This window comes from Paenibacillus taichungensis (genome assembly GCF_047302525.1).
GTDB classification, from domain to species: domain Bacteria; phylum Bacillota; class Bacilli; order Paenibacillales; family Paenibacillaceae; genus Paenibacillus; species Paenibacillus taichungensis_B.
In genome coordinates, this window is the sequence record NZ_CP168020.1 from 769434 (window position 1) to 786861 (window position 17428).

General features: G+C 47.9%; 12 protein-coding genes. 8 read left to right on the forward strand and 4 right to left on the reverse strand.

Annotated elements, in window-relative coordinates; translation table 11 throughout:
- Positions 1-379 precede the first annotated feature (379 nt).
- Genes ACDJ58_RS03510 through ACDJ58_RS03520 form a run of 3 tightly spaced genes read left to right on the forward strand, consistent with a single transcriptional unit; the run spans position 380 to position 4580 of the window.
- Positions 380-1753: an alpha/beta hydrolase gene (locus ACDJ58_RS03510; protein WP_413375539.1), complete on the forward strand. Its 1374-nt coding sequence runs from the start codon at positions 380-382 to the stop codon at positions 1751-1753.
- A gap of 2 nt (positions 1754-1755) precedes the next feature.
- Entirely contained in the window at positions 1756-3171 is a 1416-nt protein-coding gene (locus tag ACDJ58_RS03515; protein ID WP_413375541.1) for a hypothetical protein, read from the forward strand.
- Positions 3168-4580, forward strand: a complete 1413-nt coding sequence (locus ACDJ58_RS03520; RefSeq protein ID WP_413375543.1) for an ANL family adenylate-forming protein — start codon at positions 3168-3170, stop codon at positions 4578-4580. Before ACDJ58_RS03515 ends, ACDJ58_RS03520 begins: the two co-directional genes overlap by 4 nt.
- Before the next feature lie 229 nt (positions 4581-4809).
- Here ACDJ58_RS03520 and ACDJ58_RS03525 read toward each other — a convergent pair whose 3' ends face one another.
- The gene (locus ACDJ58_RS03525; RefSeq protein WP_413375545.1) at positions 4810-6579 is read right to left on the reverse strand and encodes an alpha-glycosidase; all 1770 of its coding nucleotides are present in this window, start codon (positions 6577-6579) and stop codon (positions 4810-4812) included.
- A 255-nt stretch (positions 6580-6834) separates the two neighbouring features.
- Complete coding sequence (locus ACDJ58_RS03530; protein ID WP_413375547.1) at positions 6835-7413, reverse strand: hypothetical protein; 579 nt, start codon at positions 7411-7413, stop codon at positions 6835-6837.
- Positions 7414-7617: 204 nt separating this feature from the next.
- On the opposite strand from ACDJ58_RS03530, the gene ACDJ58_RS03535 reads away from it, so the two are divergent.
- The gene (locus ACDJ58_RS03535) at positions 7618-8775 is read left to right on the forward strand and encodes an epoxide hydrolase family protein (protein WP_413375549.1); all 1158 of its coding nucleotides are present in this window, start codon (positions 7618-7620) and stop codon (positions 8773-8775) included.
- 223 nt (positions 8776-8998) lie between these two features.
- The gene (locus tag ACDJ58_RS03540) at positions 8999-12478 is read left to right on the forward strand and encodes a glycoside hydrolase family 2 TIM barrel-domain containing protein (protein ID WP_413375551.1); all 3480 of its coding nucleotides are present in this window, start codon (positions 8999-9001) and stop codon (positions 12476-12478) included.
- Between the two features lie 114 nt (positions 12479-12592).
- Here the strand turns inward: ACDJ58_RS03540 and ACDJ58_RS03545 are convergent, their stop codons facing one another.
- Positions 12593-14161 (reverse strand): stalk domain-containing protein, encoded by a 1569-nt coding sequence (locus ACDJ58_RS03545; protein WP_413375553.1) that lies wholly within the window; start codon positions 14159-14161, stop codon positions 12593-12595.
- A 198-nt stretch (positions 14162-14359) separates the two neighbouring features.
- Here ACDJ58_RS03545 and ACDJ58_RS03550 point away from each other — a divergent pair, with 198 nt between their 5' ends.
- On the forward strand, positions 14360-14794 hold the full coding sequence (locus ACDJ58_RS03550) for a DUF4362 domain-containing protein (RefSeq protein ID WP_413375555.1): 435 nt from the start codon (positions 14360-14362) through the stop codon (positions 14792-14794).
- Positions 14795-14958: 164 nt separating this feature from the next.
- Here the strand turns inward: ACDJ58_RS03550 and ACDJ58_RS03555 are convergent, their stop codons facing one another.
- Positions 14959-15126, reverse strand: coding sequence for a lactoylglutathione lyase (locus ACDJ58_RS03555; protein WP_413375557.1), 168 nt, complete (start codon positions 15124-15126; stop codon positions 14959-14961).
- Between the two features lie 747 nt (positions 15127-15873).
- Between ACDJ58_RS03555 and ACDJ58_RS03560 the strand changes: the two genes are divergently transcribed.
- Both ACDJ58_RS03560 and ACDJ58_RS03565 read left to right on the forward strand, forming a co-directional pair.
- Entirely contained in the window at positions 15874-16797 is a 924-nt protein-coding gene (locus ACDJ58_RS03560) for a DUF4183 domain-containing protein (RefSeq protein WP_413375559.1), read from the forward strand.
- An 82-nt stretch (positions 16798-16879) separates the two neighbouring features.
- Positions 16880-17164: a DUF4183 domain-containing protein gene (locus ACDJ58_RS03565; RefSeq protein WP_053784094.1), complete on the forward strand. Its 285-nt coding sequence runs from the start codon at positions 16880-16882 to the stop codon at positions 17162-17164.
- Positions 17165-17428 lie beyond the last annotated feature (264 nt).

A 17428-nucleotide genomic window follows, 5' to 3' on the forward strand; every position in this document is an offset into this window, starting at 1 on the left:
TATGAATGCCAACAACCCCGGCACCTCCTGCTGGAGTTACCGGGGTTGTCCTAAACCGATTGGGTTTAAAAGCATGGCCCTCTAGTTATAATCACAACGTTATGATAATTAAATAATGGTTTGGTTGTCAATAACTTTTTCTTGAGCATTTTTTTTCTATTTCCATATTTACAAATCAGGCTCAACAGATTTAAACTATTCGCAGACCCACCAATATAAGGGCTATGCATTTTAGAACATTTCGGTGTTTTAAAACAACCCCGTCTCTTCAGAGACGGGGTTGTTTGTCGATGTAGCCGAGGGAAGAACGAAACAGGACTAACAAGAAAATCCCGGTAGTGTAAAAGGGAAATCTATAGGAGAGGCGGTTGATGGATCAGTGAACACTCATTCTGTTATCGAATGTGTGGAAGGTTTCAAGGCATCCAGGCTGGACAACGCGAGAAAGATTTTTGTCTATTTGCCACCATGCTATAAGGAGCATGTGGATCATCGCTATCCAGTGTTATACATGCATGCGGGTCAGAGGGCCTTCGGCTCTTCGACTGCGGGAAATGAAACGTGGCACGTAGATCAGGCGGCAGACCAACTGATTGATCAAGGCTTGATGGACGGGCTGATCATTGTCGGAATTGCTCATGTTCGTCCAGTTACACACAATGAATTCTATCATTTCATTGCGCCTGCAAGAGAAGCGGTGAGTGTGGGCTGCTCAGGCCTGGATTATGAACACTTTATTATTCATGAACTGAAACCGTTCATTGACGAGCATTACCGCACACTTCCAGACAGGGACAATACGGGACTGCTTGGTTCTTCCGCAGCGGCACTCAGCACCTTTCATATGGGAACACGTCATCCTGATATTTTTGGCAAACTAATCATGCTCTCTCCCTTCTTCGTGGATGTGCAGCTGGACGAAACGTCGGAGAGCAGGCTGCAGGAGGAGAACATGTACCGCATGCCTGAGGGCAGTGCTCCAATTCAAATGTGGATGGATATTGGGGACGCAGAAGGATTGTTTCTGCCTTCCCAGGTAAGGAATGTAGTCCATCAGATGCTCGCACTGGGATACAAGCCTGGCAAGGACATCGCATTTCTGGAACAGCCGGATGCAGGTCATCAGGAAGCGGATTGGGGAGAGCGGGTTCACCTTCCGCTACTTTACATGTTTGGCCGAATCGGCAATCCAGTCTCTCTGGAGCTGATGGGAAGGGACGTTATTGGATTGAAGGGCGGCATGAGCGGGCACATCAATGCGCTGCTTCATTACGACAGCGGGTTCACCATGAGTGTGCTTGAAGGGGATTATAGGTCCGATCACCCTGATGTTCTTGAGGTTCGACCCAATGGGGAACTGGTTCCTGTCAAGATAGGTAATGCAGTGGTTACCCTGACGGTGGGAGAGTTGTCGGCATCACGCACGTTCACGGTTGTGGAAGAAGTATCGGGTCACGTGACAGTCTGCATGAGTGCCGAGGTACCCTTTCAGGACATGTATGATGACTCGATCTACGGAGGCATGGGCATGAAGCTTCTGCACACCGGAGGTGGCCATTATGAGGGCTGCTTCGAGGTTCCACGTGACAGCGGATTTCGGTTCAGGTTCACGCGAGGCTTCCGGCAGTTTGAAACCGATGCAGAGGGCAAGGCACTTCCCAATCGGGTGTTTCGTGCCCATGATAACCTGTCTCTTCATTACAAAATCCAGTCTTGGGGCAGCACGGCTGCCAAAGCCGAGAACAGGAGGTAGCCATGATTAGTCAACCATTTCAACCAACGATGGATATTCCGTATTATTATCCCTGTAATTTTCCTTTGATTCACGAAATCCTTCAGCGTCAGGGCTCGATAAGCAGTCTCGGCCTGTTAGCTTCCAGCCGCTTATATAGTCTGACTTCCTGTTCAGATCGTGGCCTAATTAAGCCTTACTTTCATAAGTTGGATTATGAGGAGCCGATGTGGGAAGTGTTTGGAGAACGGGAGTTTGACAGCTTCGAACAAGGAAAGGCCTATATTCGGGAACGGCTTGAAAATGAGGGGCCTTTGGTCGTTACAGGCACAAGTTACTGCTTGCCTTATGGGGATGATTATCGAAATCCCGAATATATTCATAAACTCGTTAAACAAGACTCACGCCTGCATCTGGTCGATCATTGGCTGGCTGTGTACGGAATGGATGAGGGGCAGTTCTATGTCTATGACCCCGTTCCCTCCAAATACATGGGAGCTGTGTCATCACCTGATTTCCAAGAATTCTGGAAAGGAAACAAAAATATCTCCGAGCTCGAAATAGCCCGGCGCAAAGAAACATTACGAACATATGGCACGATGGAGATCCGTGCTGTGGAAACACTCGACTCCGCAGGCTATCGGAACATGTTGCGCTCTGCGCTGGCTACACAGGCCCATGAATTCATCGCGGGCAGAACGATCTGGGAAGGCAATCGAAGCTATTATTTTGGACAGGCTGTCACATCACAATTGTTACAAAGATTGCACCCGGATGCCGAGGTGGATCGGGAACAGGAGAAAGCTATCTCCGCGTTCCTGTTCGACATGCGCTGGAGCCGCTACTTTTTCCGCGATTTGCTGGAGGAAGCAGCCAAATGGCTCGATTCTCCTCATGATCAATATGTTGCAGAATTCGGTGCAATGATTGCCCGGTGGGAACAGGCACATAAGCTGCTGCAGATCGCCAGAATGAAACGAAGCCCTGGATGGCGGGAGCAATTAACAGATATTATCGAACAATTGGCTGCGGACGAATTACGCTGGTACGAAGCGCTAATGACGATACATCAGCATGTTGATCGCTTCAGACAGATCCCATCGACTGTGGAAAATCCTGCGCCTTCAAATCGGGAAGTCATTCAGCGGATTGTGCTGGACAGCTGCGATGAGCTTAATCGGTACCATAACGCGCCCATTCCTCTAGAGCATGGCTTGCAGGCGCCCCTATATGGAAGTCGGGGAAGACTGGACTCCCTTGAACTTGTAACTTTACTTGCGGTTGTCGAGCAAAGTGTTGAAGATGCATTCGGTGTAGGGATAACCCTCGCGGAAATGGCCGCTGCTTCCATGCCCGAAAGTCCTTATCGAACGGTGGAATCACTGGTTGAATATCTGGAAGCGCAATTGAAACATTGCCCAAAGGATGACGAGGGATGAATATCACTTTTCTCCTGGAACGGTTTGCTGCGTATGACCATCGTCCTGCGTTGATATGGAAGGACGAGCAGTATAGTTATAACTGGTTATTGGATCAGGTTCACACCTTTAGCGAGTGGATTTCCAGAGAAGGGCTCGAAGAGGCGATTGTTGTGCTTGAAGAGGATTATTCTCCTTATGCAGCAGCGGCATTGATCGCTCTTCTGGAACGGAATTGTATTGTGGTTCCGTTGGATCGACACTTGGTTGAGGCCAAACGGAATGAGTATACAGCGCTCGCTCAGGCAGAATGGCGCATGAGTGTTGGGGAAGGGGAAGCTATAGCCAGACATTGCTCCGTGCAAGGCAGTCGGTCCCCGATTTTGGCAAGGCTGGGTCAGGAAAAGAAAGCAGGTCTGGTGATCTTCTCATCCGGATCGACAGGGCGAAGCAAAGCTGCTGTTCACAGCGCAGATCGTCTGTTGGACGGGTTCAGGCGGCAAGTCCGGCCGCTTTGTACCATTCCGTTCATGATGTTTGACCATATTGGCGGCTTAAACACGATGCTGCAATCCCTGTCCAGCGGCGGCTGTTTATGCGTCATACCGGATCGCTCCCCCCTGGAAGTATGCAAAACCATTGAAAAGTACCGTGTTCAGGCATTGCCAGTCTCACCAACGTTCATGAATTTGCTGCTCCTTAGCGGAGTCTATCAGGAGTTCGATCTATCCAGTCTCGAAGTGGTCTCCTATGGATCAGAGGTTATGCCGGAGGCGCTGCTTACCGCATGGAATAGACAGTTCCCGAATGTACGCACGGTGCAGGCTTATGGCATGTCGGAGCTTGGAATTCTGCCGACACGCTCCAAAGACTCGGGTTCATTGCTATTTACGGTTCGTGATGGAGAAGTCCGTTATCGGATTGTGGACGGGTTGCTGGAGATCCAAACGAAAACGGCCATGATCGGGTATCTGAACGCTCCGTCTCCGTTCACGGAGGATGGCTGGCTCCAGACCGGAGATGAAGCGGAGATGGAGGATGGTTACATTCGCATTTTGGGTCGCCGCTCCGAGATCATTAATGTAGGCGGACGTAAGGTTTATCCTGCGGAAGTGGAAAGCATTTTGGAGCAAATGGAAGCCATTGAAACGGCTGTGGTGAGCGGGGAACCGAGTGGAATTATGGGGCAGATGGTGAAGGCCACGATCAGACTTACAGGTGAGCAGCCTCTTACGGAACTGCGCAGACAAATCTGGAACTTTTGCCGAGACAAGCTGCCCCAGTACAAAATTCCGCAAAAGATTGTGATTACCCAGGAGACATTAAGAAGTACAAGAATGAAGAAAATAAGGAATCCCGGTCCAATCTCCTCCGTTCGGGATGAGGTTGCGGCAAGCCTGGAGGAAGATTCGGGAGGGACACAATACTGAATGAACGAGTGAATAAAGTGACTCATGAATGCCAATGTAGCAGGGGACATCATGAGTTGTAATTGGAGAGGGGAACCGATGGATGCATTATGCATCTACGGTTCCCCTTTTGTTGAATAGATTCGAAGAGATAACTACGAGAGATGAACCTTACACATTTAATGTGAAATATCCTTATACGATGTACCAAGAATCGCATCGGAGGAAGGGTTTAGAATGAAGCAAGATGTTATGCTTTCACGTGTGATTTGACATCCAACTGCAACAGGGAGAAACCGTACGCTTCCAAGTCCAGCTTCAGCTTGTTCTGCTGAGTTTCCCGAGTTGTGGCTGAGAATACATTACGCCAAGTTCCTTGGTGTAGTGGTAACTCCATACTGCGGGGTTCTTCGCTTGCATTCAGGACAAGGACGAATTGTTCCCCGGTATCCTGATCCTTGCGTCCGATGGCAATGCACGGGTCTCCGGCTTCCGCGTAAATCATCGTGATGTCCGCACTGCGCAATGCAGCGTGTTGTTTGCGCAGGGCAATGGCTTGGGTGAAGAAATCGAGCAGATCCTTGTTCTGCTTCTGTTCGTCCCACTCCATACATTTGCGACAACCTGGATCATAGCCACCATCCAGCCCTACCTCGTCACCATAGTAAATACAAGGAGCACCTGGATACGTAAGCAGCAGAATGACGGCCAGCTTCATTTTGCGTACATCCCCTTCACAAAGGGTGAGGAGTCTTGGCGTGTCATGACTGCCGAGCAGGTTGAAAGCCGCTTCGGTTACAGGCTGTGAATAAGCAGCAAGCAGTTTGCCAATCTCGTTAGCGAATCCGAGGCCGTCCAGCTTGCCAAGCACAGCGTAATCCATGACTGAATTCGTGAACGGGTAGTTCATGACTGCATCAAACTGGTCCCCCTGCAGCCACATGATGGAATCATGCCAGATTTCGCCGAGAAGATAGGCATCCGGGTTAAGTGATTTGACCGTTTGCCGGAATTCACGCCAGAATTGATGGTCTACTTCATTGGCTACATCCAGCCTCCAACCGTCGATACCCATATCCTGAATCCAGTAGCGGGCCACCTCCAGCAAATATTCCTTAACCTCGGGATGCTCCGTGTTCAGTTTGGGCATAAGGGGTTCAAAGGCAAAAGTATCATACGTGGGAATACCGTCCTCGATACGTGCTGGCCATTCTCTGACATGGAACCAATCCGCATAACGGGAAGCAGCCCCTTTTTCAAGTACATCCGCGAATGGAAGGAACTCTCTGCCTGAGTGGTTAAACACTGCGTCCAGAACAACCCGTATGCCACGTTCATGGCATGCATCCACGAGTTCCTTCAATTTCTCATTGGTACCAAAGTGCGGATCGACCCTCATATAGTCGGCGGTATTGTACTTATGGTTGGTTGTGGCCTGGAACACCGGGCAGAAATAAATCGCGTTAATGCCAAGTGCACTTAGATGGTCGAGGTGGTCCAGAACTCCTTGTAAATCACCTCCGAAAAAATTGACAGGCGTCGGTTCACCACCCCAGGGCTCAGCATTCTTCGGACTGATCGACGGATCACCATTGGCAAAACGTTCAGGGAAGATCTGATAGAACACAGCATCCTTAACCCAAGCTGGCGGTTCGAAGATATCTGCCGGATTCATAAATGGAAAATCGAAAAATTCCAACGGATGATCAGGTAGAGCCTGCTCGAATCCCCGTTCCGTCATCCAGACCGATTCCTCTCCCTCGATCAGTTGGAAGCCGTAGCGTAATCTGCGGTAGGGTGGTTGCGCTTCCACTTCCCAATAATCGAACAGGGCATCACGGGCAAAGATTCGCATCGGAAGCTGGAGGACCGTGCGATCCCACGCATATTTATCCCCGATGATGGCGATAACGGCATCCAGGTCGCCCCGCTTGGAACGGAGTCTCAGGTGCATGGTCGAACGGTCATATACGTAGGACCAATTCATTTTGGGACGATGATAAATAGCTTCAAGTAACATAGCATTCACTCCTTATCTGGGATGAATCATGCGGCTATAAACGCAAAAAAGGCACAACCCCAATGTTTACGAGGTTGTACCTTTCGGCAGCATAGCCTTTTGATTATAGTGCTATTATACGAACTAAATCGGAAAAAGAAAACACTTTTTTTTCCTGAAATCTCAATATATCGAATTCAAAACGCAGGGTGCTTTTCGCTTCATATATGAGGTAAAGGTGACTTGAATTCACCGTTTAAATTTAGGTGCTATTTTTTAAAACTCATACCCAAGTTTATTGGCATAGGCAGACAATTCTTTTTGGTACTTCTCGATATTTTTCTTGCCGGTATCAATTTTGGCGTTGGCTTGTTTCAGGACAGCGCTGTTTACCGTTGTTTTGGAGACCGCTTTTTTAGCGAGTTGGAATCCTTCCAGCTGTGTATAGCTACCTTTGATCAAGCTGGCATGGATTTTTTGCAACTCTGTATTTTGCGGTTTAATCAGCTTCAGCTTGGATACATATTTGGTGTAGTTAGGAATCGCTGTGTTGGTCAATTTCAGGAAAACGGACTTGCGATTGGAGGATGTAATGTAAAATCCACCGCCCAAAGCGTTGAATGCTTTCTCCTCATATACGGATGCGCTATCTAGTTGATCCAGGTAGTTCAAGAAATCCGCTTCGTCGGCTGTAAGTTCCGGCTCTTCTTCTGTTGGGTCAACCTCGGAGTATCCGTCTTCCGAATATGTAGTGGTTGAGTCATCCGCAGCAGCGGCATAGGACCCTGCAGGTGCAAATACCCCACCAAGCAAAACAAAACTCATAATGATGGATAGTACCCATGATTTCTTCACGTTCTAATTTCCCCTATCTATATATGTGATATTATTCCAATGGATAATCTAACATAGCACGACAAGAAATTACAGGAATCGATTGACAGAGATGGAATCTATGAATAGCGATTTGAAGTTGTTTGCTTCAGTTATAACCGTGCAAGATACAAGTTTAAAAGGATATAATAACGTTGTGAATCAACAAAAAGGGAGGAAATCTTGATGACTATTGAACGTTTTCATATTCATGTCTCCGATGAGATTCTGGACGATCTGCAATATCGGCTGAATCACATCCGTTGGCCTGATCAATTGGAAGACTCCGGCTGGGAGCGAGGAACAGATATCAGTTATTTAAAATCACTCGTTTCCTATTGGAGAGATCATTATGACTGGCGCGCGCAAGAGTCCAGATTGAATCAATTTTCCCAGTTTCATTGCCAGTTGGATGGGGTGGATGTGCACTTCGTACATGAGCGTGGTAAAGGGCCTAACCCTCTGCCGATTATTCTTACCCATGGATGGCCCGATAGCTATCTTCGTTATCAAAAGATTATTCCTCTCCTGACCGATCCCGCGAGTCACGGAGGTAATCTGGAGGACTCTTTTGATGTCATTGTGCCCTCACTGCCTGGATTTGGGTTCTCTAGTCGTCCTGACCAACCTGGCGTCAACAATTCTCGTGTCTCCCAGATGTGGGCCAAACTAATGACCAAAGAATTAGGCTACAGTAAATTTGCTGCTGCAGGTGGAGATATCGGCTCTGGCGTTACACGTTATCTGGCATCGAATAATCCTGAACTTCTAGTTGGAATCCACTTAACGGATATTGGTATCATAAGAGATCTCTTATCTTCCCAGGATGAAGCAGAACGCTCAGAGGAAGAACGAGAGTACAAGAAAAATGCTTCAACATGGATTTCACAAGAGGGGGGTTATATGTCCATTCAATCAACCAAACCTCAGACACTTGCGTATGGACTTTCCGATTCGCCAGTAGGTTTGGCCGCTTGGATCATTGAGAAATTTCGTGCATGGAGCGACTGTAAAGGTGACCTCAATCAAATATTTAGCAAGGATGAGTTGCTGACTCATATTATGATCTATTGGGTTACGAACACCATAGGATCATCCACACGTATGTACTACGAAAATTCGCATTCCTTGCCACCATTGGGCCGTATAGAAGTCCCGACAGGCATTGCCATATTTCCTGCGGATATCGTGCTGCCGCCCAAGTCTTGGACGATGCAAAACCTGAACGTAACACGTTGGACCTCCATGCCTAGTGGAGGGCATTTTACGGCTTTGGAAGAACCGGAGTTGCTGGCTGATGATATTCGGGCATTCTACAGACCTATTCGAGCAATGAATAATTAATGTAGTTATATATGGTAGAATTCGTAAGGTCCCGACTTAGATATCTATAGCTGGACCTTTTTTTTCTTCAATCTGCTCAAAAAGTGACGTACAGAGGCGGTCAGATGGTATAATCGGGTGAAGTGTTATTGTCTCACCAAGTTATTTTCGAAAAGGTTTTCGGTAAGTGGTCTATTTTTGTTTGTAACCGCAATCATAATACACACAGAAAGTGAGAGCTGAGATGAATCAGAAAAAGCTTTTTACGGATGGATGGCAATTTGCGAAAAGTAAGCTGGAGGTTACGGAGCCTGCGGGGTTAACTTTTGAACCGGTTGAGCTTCCCCATGATTGGCTGATCTATAATACGCTTGAACTGTATGAGGACAGCATCGGATGGTACCGCAAGACATTCCCATATACGAAGGATGAGCAGCAGCTTCTGCTTTGCTTTGACGGGGTGTACATGGATTCTTCCGTATATGTGAACGGTCAGCTTGTGGGGGAATGGAAGTACGGCTATTCGGCTTTTGAGCATGAGATCACGAGTGCTTTGGTGGAAGGTGACAATGAAATTATAGTCAAAGTCGTGCATCAGAGTCCCAACAGCAGATGGTATTCCGGGGCTGGAATTTACCGCAATGTGTGGCTCAAAACGAGAGATCGGAATCACATCGTCACAGACGGTACCTATGTATCGATTCAGCAGCAGCCAGAAGGCTGGCAGGTTGAGGTGGATACGGAGCTAAGTCTCAATCAGAATGCACAACTTGTGCACACGATTTGGTATCAGGGTAATCAGATCGTATCCAGCAAAGCGGACGTTACAGCTACAGCGGGTAAAGACACCGGACATGGAGAGATACAATCGAACAGCCAACAGCTGACGGTCGATCTTCCGAAGTTATGGAGCCCGGATGAACCGAATCTGTATGATCTGGTAACGGAACTACAAGTAGCTACAGGTGAGCAGGGCTATGAGACGATCGAGACCGTCACACAGCGGATTGGTTTCAGGGATATTAAGCTGGATGCAAGCGAAGGCTTCCACCTGAATGGGGTCAAGATGAAGCTGAACGGCGTGTGTGAACACCATGATCTTGGGGCGCTTGGGGCTGCTTTTAACCTGACGGCGCTGCGCAGAAGATTTGTGCTGTTGAAAGAAATGGGCGTCAATGCAATCCGGACTGCTCATAACATGCCTGCCAAAGAGTTCATGGAACTTGCGGATGAGATGGGTATGCTGATCGTTTCGGAAGCGTTCGATATGTGGGAGAGAGCCAAAACTCCTTACGACTATGCGAGATTTTTCCCGGAATGGGCACATACCGATGTGAAGAGCTGGGTGAAGCGTGATCGTAACCATGCTAGTCTGATCATGTGGAGTATCGGTAACGAAATTTATGATACCCATGCAGATGAGCGGGGGCAGGAAGTGACTCGCATGCTGATGGAGTATGTACCGGAATTCGATCCAAAAGGGAATGCAGGCGTGACGATCGGTTCCAACTATATGCCGTGGGAAAACGCGCAAAAATGCGCCGATATCGTGAAGCTCGCAGGGTATAACTACGCGGAAAAATACTACGACAAACATCACGAAGAACATCCGGACTGGATTATCTATGGTAGTGAAACGTCGTCTGTGGTGCAGAGCCGTGGGATCTATCACTTCCCGTTTGAGCAATCCATACTGGCAGATGATGATGAGCAGTGTTCGGCACTTGGGAACAGTACGACAAGTTGGGGCGCGAAGTCGGCAGAATATTGCATTTTGGCAGAACGAGATACGCCGTATTCCTTGGGGCAGTTCCTGTGGACGGGATTCGATTATATTGGAGAACCAACACCGTATCATACGAAGAATTCGTATTTTGGACAGCTGGATACAGCAACGTTCCCGAAAGATTCCTACTATATCTACCAAGCAGCCTGGACGGATTACAAGAAAAGTCCGATGGTTCACCTGTTCCCTTACTGGGATTTCAGTCCTGGTCAGCTCATCGATGTACGCGTGTGCAGTAATGCGCCGAAGATTGAATTGCAGCTGAATGGTAGGACAATCGGCACGTATGATATCGACCATGCAACGGGAACGCAGCTAGCAGGCTGGTGGAAAGTGCCATATGAAGAAGGCGAGCTCAAAGCGATCGCTTATGATGAACACGGCAACGTTATTGCAACGGATGTGCAAAGATCCTATACAGATGCGAAGAAGATTCGTCTGCAAGCCGATCGGGAGCAGCTGCAAGCGGATGGTACAGATCTTATTTTCGTGGAAATTCAAGTGGAAGATGAAGCAGGCAATCCCGTGCAAAATGCAAACAATCGTGTGCAGGTCAAAGTGACAGGTGCAGGTCGTCTGTTGGGTCTCGATAACGGGGACAGCACGGACTATGATCCATACAAAGGACTGAGCAGAAGGCTGTTCAGCGGCAAGCTGATGGCAATCATCGGGGCAACGAACGAATCAGGAACGGTACGGATCGAGGTGACCTCGGAAGGATTGGAAAGTGCAGCTGCCGAGTTCGAATCACGAGCTGTTGCAGGCGCAGAAGATCGTACCTTAGGTGATTTCGGGGCCGCTGCAAGTCAGAAGCAAACCGTACCCATGAGTAATACGGAACGTCCGGTTCTGACGGGACGCGCGCAGGAGATTCCTTTGCGGAAAATCGAGATTATCAGCGAAGGTGGACAGCTATTCGATACATCGAAACAACAAATGACGGTGAGCGCCAAGCTGTATCCGGAAAACACATCCTATCGGGATATTGAGTGGGCAGTGGTGAACGATGCAGGGATCGAATCCAATATTGCCAAGGTCGAAGCCAAGGGTCTGGAAGTCAACGTATCCGCTCTGGGCGATGGGGAGTTCCGGCTTCGTGCAACCAGTACCAACGGTACGGATCAAACCAAACTGATCTCCCAACTGGAGTTCAAAGCAACGGGTCTGGGCACGGCTTACAAAGATCCATACGGCTTTATTACAGGCGGACTGTACGATTACACCAAAGGAGATGTCGGTAACGGTAATGAACGTGGGGTAGCGACAAGCCGGGATGGCGAGACACATGTGGGCTTCCGCAATATCGACTTCGGGCCTTATGGCTCCGATACCATTACGATTCCAATCTTTGCGTTGTCCAGTGAAGAGTACTTCATTCAGATCTGGGAAGGCATGCCGGATGAAGAGGGAAGCACATTGCTGGCAGATGTGGTGTATGACAAAGAGTCCAGATGGAATGTATATCAGGAAGAGACGTATCAACTATCCAAGCGGCTGAGCGGGATTACGTCGATCTGCTTTGTACTGAAGCAGAAGATTCATATCAAAGGCTTCTCATTCGAGCGCCAAAGCCGGGCATTTGAACAGAATACGGCTGCATCATGCGATCATCTCTACGGGGATACGTTCAAGATCGAAGGCGATCATGTTGAGGGGATCGGAAACAATGTGTCGCTGGAGTTTGAAAATATGGACTTCACGGCAGAAGCCCCGTCCAAGCTTGTGATCTATGGCCGTTCTCCGATTGATAAAAACACGATTCATATCCGCTTTGCAGGTGAGGACGGACAGAGCAATCAGCTGGTTGAGTTCACACAGTCCGATGGATATGAGGAGCGGGTGTTTGAGCTTGAGCAAGTTAAAGGTGTGCAGAAGGTGACCTTTATCTTCCTGCCGGGTAGTCAGTTTGACTTTGGCTGGTTCCGGTTCGAGAAGTAGGACGCCAGATATAGTAGTTCAGGGATAGAGATATCAATCCTCTTCAAGTAAACGGTGTTCTTTAAGAACAGGACGTTTACCTGAAGGGGATTTTTTGTATGTTAAGCGATTCGTTTAGCTTCCTGAATCTTTCTTATCAGCATCGTCAATGGTCAGCATAGCTTTCTCTAAATCCCAGGACACGTTCAATCCCAAACCACGCAATACCTCAAAAGGAACTGTAGTTGCTCCCGAGTAGTTATTTATGGGTTCAGGTAGCTGCATGACTCGCTCCCCAGATGCATCTGCGGAAGTTATAACATACTGTGTTTCGTTAGGTCGGATTGTGATTGTCCGATGGTCATATTTCAACGTATAGTGGTTCAGGCTACCTTCTCCCTTATGAATCTCAAATTCTGCTCCGAGTGCTGCGGCGATGGCTTTGATTGGCAGTTGCACGGTCTTAGGCGTTTCAACAGCGGCATACATTGACTGGAACAGCTCACCGTTCAGATATACATCTGTACCAATTTTGGCTTGAACGGGTTTGTAGACCATTCCTCCAGATGAAGTTGCAGGTGCACCCGCTTCCTCGTATTTATCACTTCCCCAGCCCCAGACGGTTCCATCCGAGGATAAGGCAAGACTGTGGTAATATCCTGCTGAAATATCGGTAATCCCGGATAGATGGTTTACTTTTCCTTCTTTGCCGTTCACGCTCCTTCCGTAGCTATACACCTCACCGGATGTCGTGAGTAATAACATATATTGAGAATTTCCATCCATCTTCTTCACCTTGAAGTCGTAATCAAAAGCGAACGCTTTCCCTGTCTCGTCCAAACCCCAGACTTTCCCGTTCTTATCCAGTGCAAGCAGGGATGTATCTGAACTTGTGATCGATGATATGTTGGTCAGGCCTTTTATCTTGGTAGGTTTGGACAGGACTTTCCCGGATTCGTCGGGCTCGTTCCATGTCCATACGGACCCATCTTTCTTCAGAGCATATCCATGCAGACCTGCGGTTCCAACCTGGATGATATCTTTCAGTCCACTGATCGCATGCGGTTTACGTAAGTGATCAGAATCGCTTCCTTGAGCCGCCGGGTGCTGCCATGACCAGACTGTCCCGTTCTGGAGAAGAGCGACGGTGAAAGTACCAGTCACCACATCCTTCGCAGAGTGGATGCTTTCGACTTTGCTGGGTAGTTTACCAGCGCCCCACTCCCAGACGGTTCCATCCGCCTGAACGGCTGCGTTGATCCCACCGCCGGCGGCTGAAATGGATATTACATTCGATAGTTCAGGTATGCGGATTGGACTAAACGTATGGCGATATCGAACCTTTTCGCTCACTCCGATCTCTCCCCACAGATTGCGGCCCCAGGTCCAGACCGAACCATCACTTCTCAAGGCGACTGTGTAATAATAAGCTCCCTCTACAGCGGTATAGTGAAGTTTCTTCTCTGTGTTAGTTGCAATCGATCGAACAGTAGTGTTATTGCCGGAATGCTGTACGTTAGTGGCTGCGTAAGTAGTTGGCTCAGCTGTCAGCTCCAACAACAGGCTTGACGCAACTAATGCTGCAGCCATTGCAATGGCGAATCGTCGGGACGAATTACTTTTACTATTAGGTCTATGATTCAAACGTGAAGTGGGACGTCGTTTTTCTTTTGCTGTGTCATCGGATGAGTTAACCGAACGCATGGGTATCGCCTCTTTTTCAGATGAGATGGACGTGAATGATGCATTGCTATATAAACACTTTATGGAGGGGGAAGTTACATACAAATGATAAAAATTCCTTTATATTGAAAGTCGGTGCTGAGTGTGTTTAAGCTATTTCTAAAAGCACATAGGTAACATGTACGGAGAATTTAGCGTTTTAATTCATGAGGTGATTGGATGAAAAAAGTACTGCTCACGCTTTCGTTAGCGTTAATGATGTTAACAGCCTGTGAGGCAAACGATCCGACAGTGGATTCTCCAGTGGTTTTGAATTCATTTCCGGAAATTATTGAGCCACATAACCCTGAGCAAGCGGAGCAAAGTGGGGATGTCGTTGTGCTTCTCGAAGGCATGCGGAACAAGGATAAGTGGAAAACATTTGTGAAAAATGTGAAGAACAAACAGCAGGATCAGGTTCGTGTAACGATGTATACCATTGAAGGTGGGGCCATCATTTATGAATTGATATACGATGGCAAATCCATTCAATCGACTTATGATAACTCTAGGGATGCCTATGGCTCCAAACAGGGGATTACGACCAACACCTGCAAAGGGATCGGTACGATGAAGAGTGAGCAAGGACGTGTTTTTTACGTGTTAACCGGTTAGTGAGAAGGAAGGGAGTACCTTTTCTATTCCCAAGCTATGAGAGCGATATCTAACCGTAAATAGTTGAGCTATGTAATTATTCATGCTGTAAATTAAAAAAGATCCTGCGAAGCCGAGGCTTTTCAGGATCTTTTTGCTGCCATATGGAGAGTGGGAGTCGCTGGTTATGCATACAAAGCATTGGATAGTTCGATCAGATTACCATTAGGATCACGTATATACACCGAACAGATTGGCCCCAGTGCACCTGTCCGCTTTATCGGTCCTTCTTCGATTTTGATGTTCTGGTGTGTTAAACGCGCAACGACTTCTTCCAGCGGTGTGCTTACCAAAAAACAAAGATCTGCTGAACTCTATAGTATTATTTCGTTTATTATACCTGAAAGCTCAGTATGGGAAGTGTTACGATAAGATACGAGAAGAGTTCACTTATAGGCGATCATGTATCAACTATTCTTCAGTGCAAGTTCATATGGGATAGAGGCAATCGGTTCAGGCAACGCCGAGTCATCTGACATTTTAACGGAAAAGTAGAGTATGAAGGGGAGAGCGAGCAAGGTAAGACCGATGATCACGGCGATGATGATACTTTATTTGTTCAATTTATAGGCTCCTTTCAGAAAAAGAGATTTTAGCACAATGGCCAATTGATCAGGTTTTGGAGGTTTATATGATGAAGAAATTCTGGATGTTGTGCTCGTTGATGCTCCTAATCATGGGATGTGGCCAGAATAATAGAGAGAAAGCAATTGAAGTTTTGATCAAAAATCAAACCCATGATGTTACTCTGATTGTGTTTACAAACAAACCTGCGGAGTCCTCATTCATTAAACAATGTCCGTAAGGACCAGCAGTTCAATTACGAGGAAATTTCGTCTGAATTGTATGTACAGTGTAATCAGCGAGACCCTTCATGAGGAGACAATGAAAGCGTGTGGCCAAGACAAGGGACTATGGCCGGGACTCTTGTCTTTTTTATTGGGCCTCCTCTATAGTTATTCGCACACTCTCTGAATGTGCGAATGACATATACATAGGGCATACACACTGTGTGCCTTGGCCTAAGGAGAGTGACCGTTTTGAGGTATCTGAATAAGAGGATAGCTACGTCCAGCAAATTAAGGTCCAGACGTCCAACACCAAAAAGCAGAAAAAAATCCCCAGAAAAACGCAAGAAATGCCATATTATCCGTAAACCTTGCCGGAGAAAACGCCGCTCCCTCCGACCGCAGCGTCCAATAAGACAACTGAAAATCATCTGGGACAAAAAAGTCATTGCTTTGCCGAGGGGGATTGGCGTCAACCCGGCATTTGCAGAGCCCGGGCCCCGGCTTGCTCCGGTGAGAGAACATGAAACGAAGACGGTCGGACCGCCCGGAATGCAGGGGCTAGTAGGGGAGCAAGGCGCTAAAGGTCCCGCCGGTCCTCACGGCGAGCACGGCCTGCCGGGCCCTCCCGGAGCCCAGGGGCTCGTCGGCCCCGCCGGAGTGCCGGGTCTTCCCGGAGCGCAAGGCCCCGTCGGTCCTCCCGGAGTGCAAGGCCTGCCAGGTCTTCCCGGAGCGCCTGGCCTGCCGGGTCTTCCCGGAGCCCAGGGGCTCGTCGGCCCTCCCGGAGCGCAAGGTCCCGCCGGCCCTCCCGGAGCGCAAGGTCCCGCCGGCCCTCCTGGTGAGCAAGGACCGCCAGGCAGCATACCCGGAATTGAGATTATTCCTACGGTAAACCGTTACTTCTATTTTCCAGACACCGATCTGAATTTATCGGACTCGGTTACGATTCCCGTCGAGGAATTCGTGAATGACGAGGGTGGGAGTGTATCTGAATTTGCAGGAATAGGACTTACCAGTTTCTACAATCTTTATATCAACGGGATCGTCCAGCCGGGCAACTCATATGACGTAAGTAAGGTTATGCTGTTTTTTCCTTCCCAAGGTGGAGTAATCTTTGCAGAAACGCCGATCATCTTGGAGACGATTCAGTTAACAGCCAAAATAACTAATGGTTAAAATTGGTCAAACCTCCTCGTGACTTCGCCTTCACTACTCTCGAATCTACCACATATACTATGTCAGGTAGGAGGTGAGAAACATGCCACTCGTGACACCCTTTCAGAACAGTTTAAGATTTGCTGCAACAATTGGTGATGGAACGGGAACCGGAGCAACGTTTGCAATTGCCGCGACTACTTTTACAAATGACGCGGGTACAGCCGCAACGGCATTTCCGGGCACGTTCAATTATTACAATCTTTATATTAATGGCATTATGCAAACAGCGGATACATCCACCGTTACAACCACCACGATTACGATTCCCGGAGGAGATGCACTGAATGCAGGAATTCCAGTTGTCGTACAATTCGTAGTGTCTTAAAACTAGCCAGAACCATTCTACCTTTTACCTTGTGCGGCTTCTATCGTAGATAGAAGTCGTTCTTTTTGTATAAGACATCCATCGACTCAAGGTTCCACTTTATAGACGTAGTGTTTAAGCGGTGCTGAAAATACATGAATACGCAAAATAGTTGCCTAAGGAATATGGTCCACCTATCGGATCACCCGTAAAAAATGAATCCTCCGTTTGATTCCAATCGTCCTTCTTACTTGTTAAAATTTAGGTACATATACTACGGTCAGG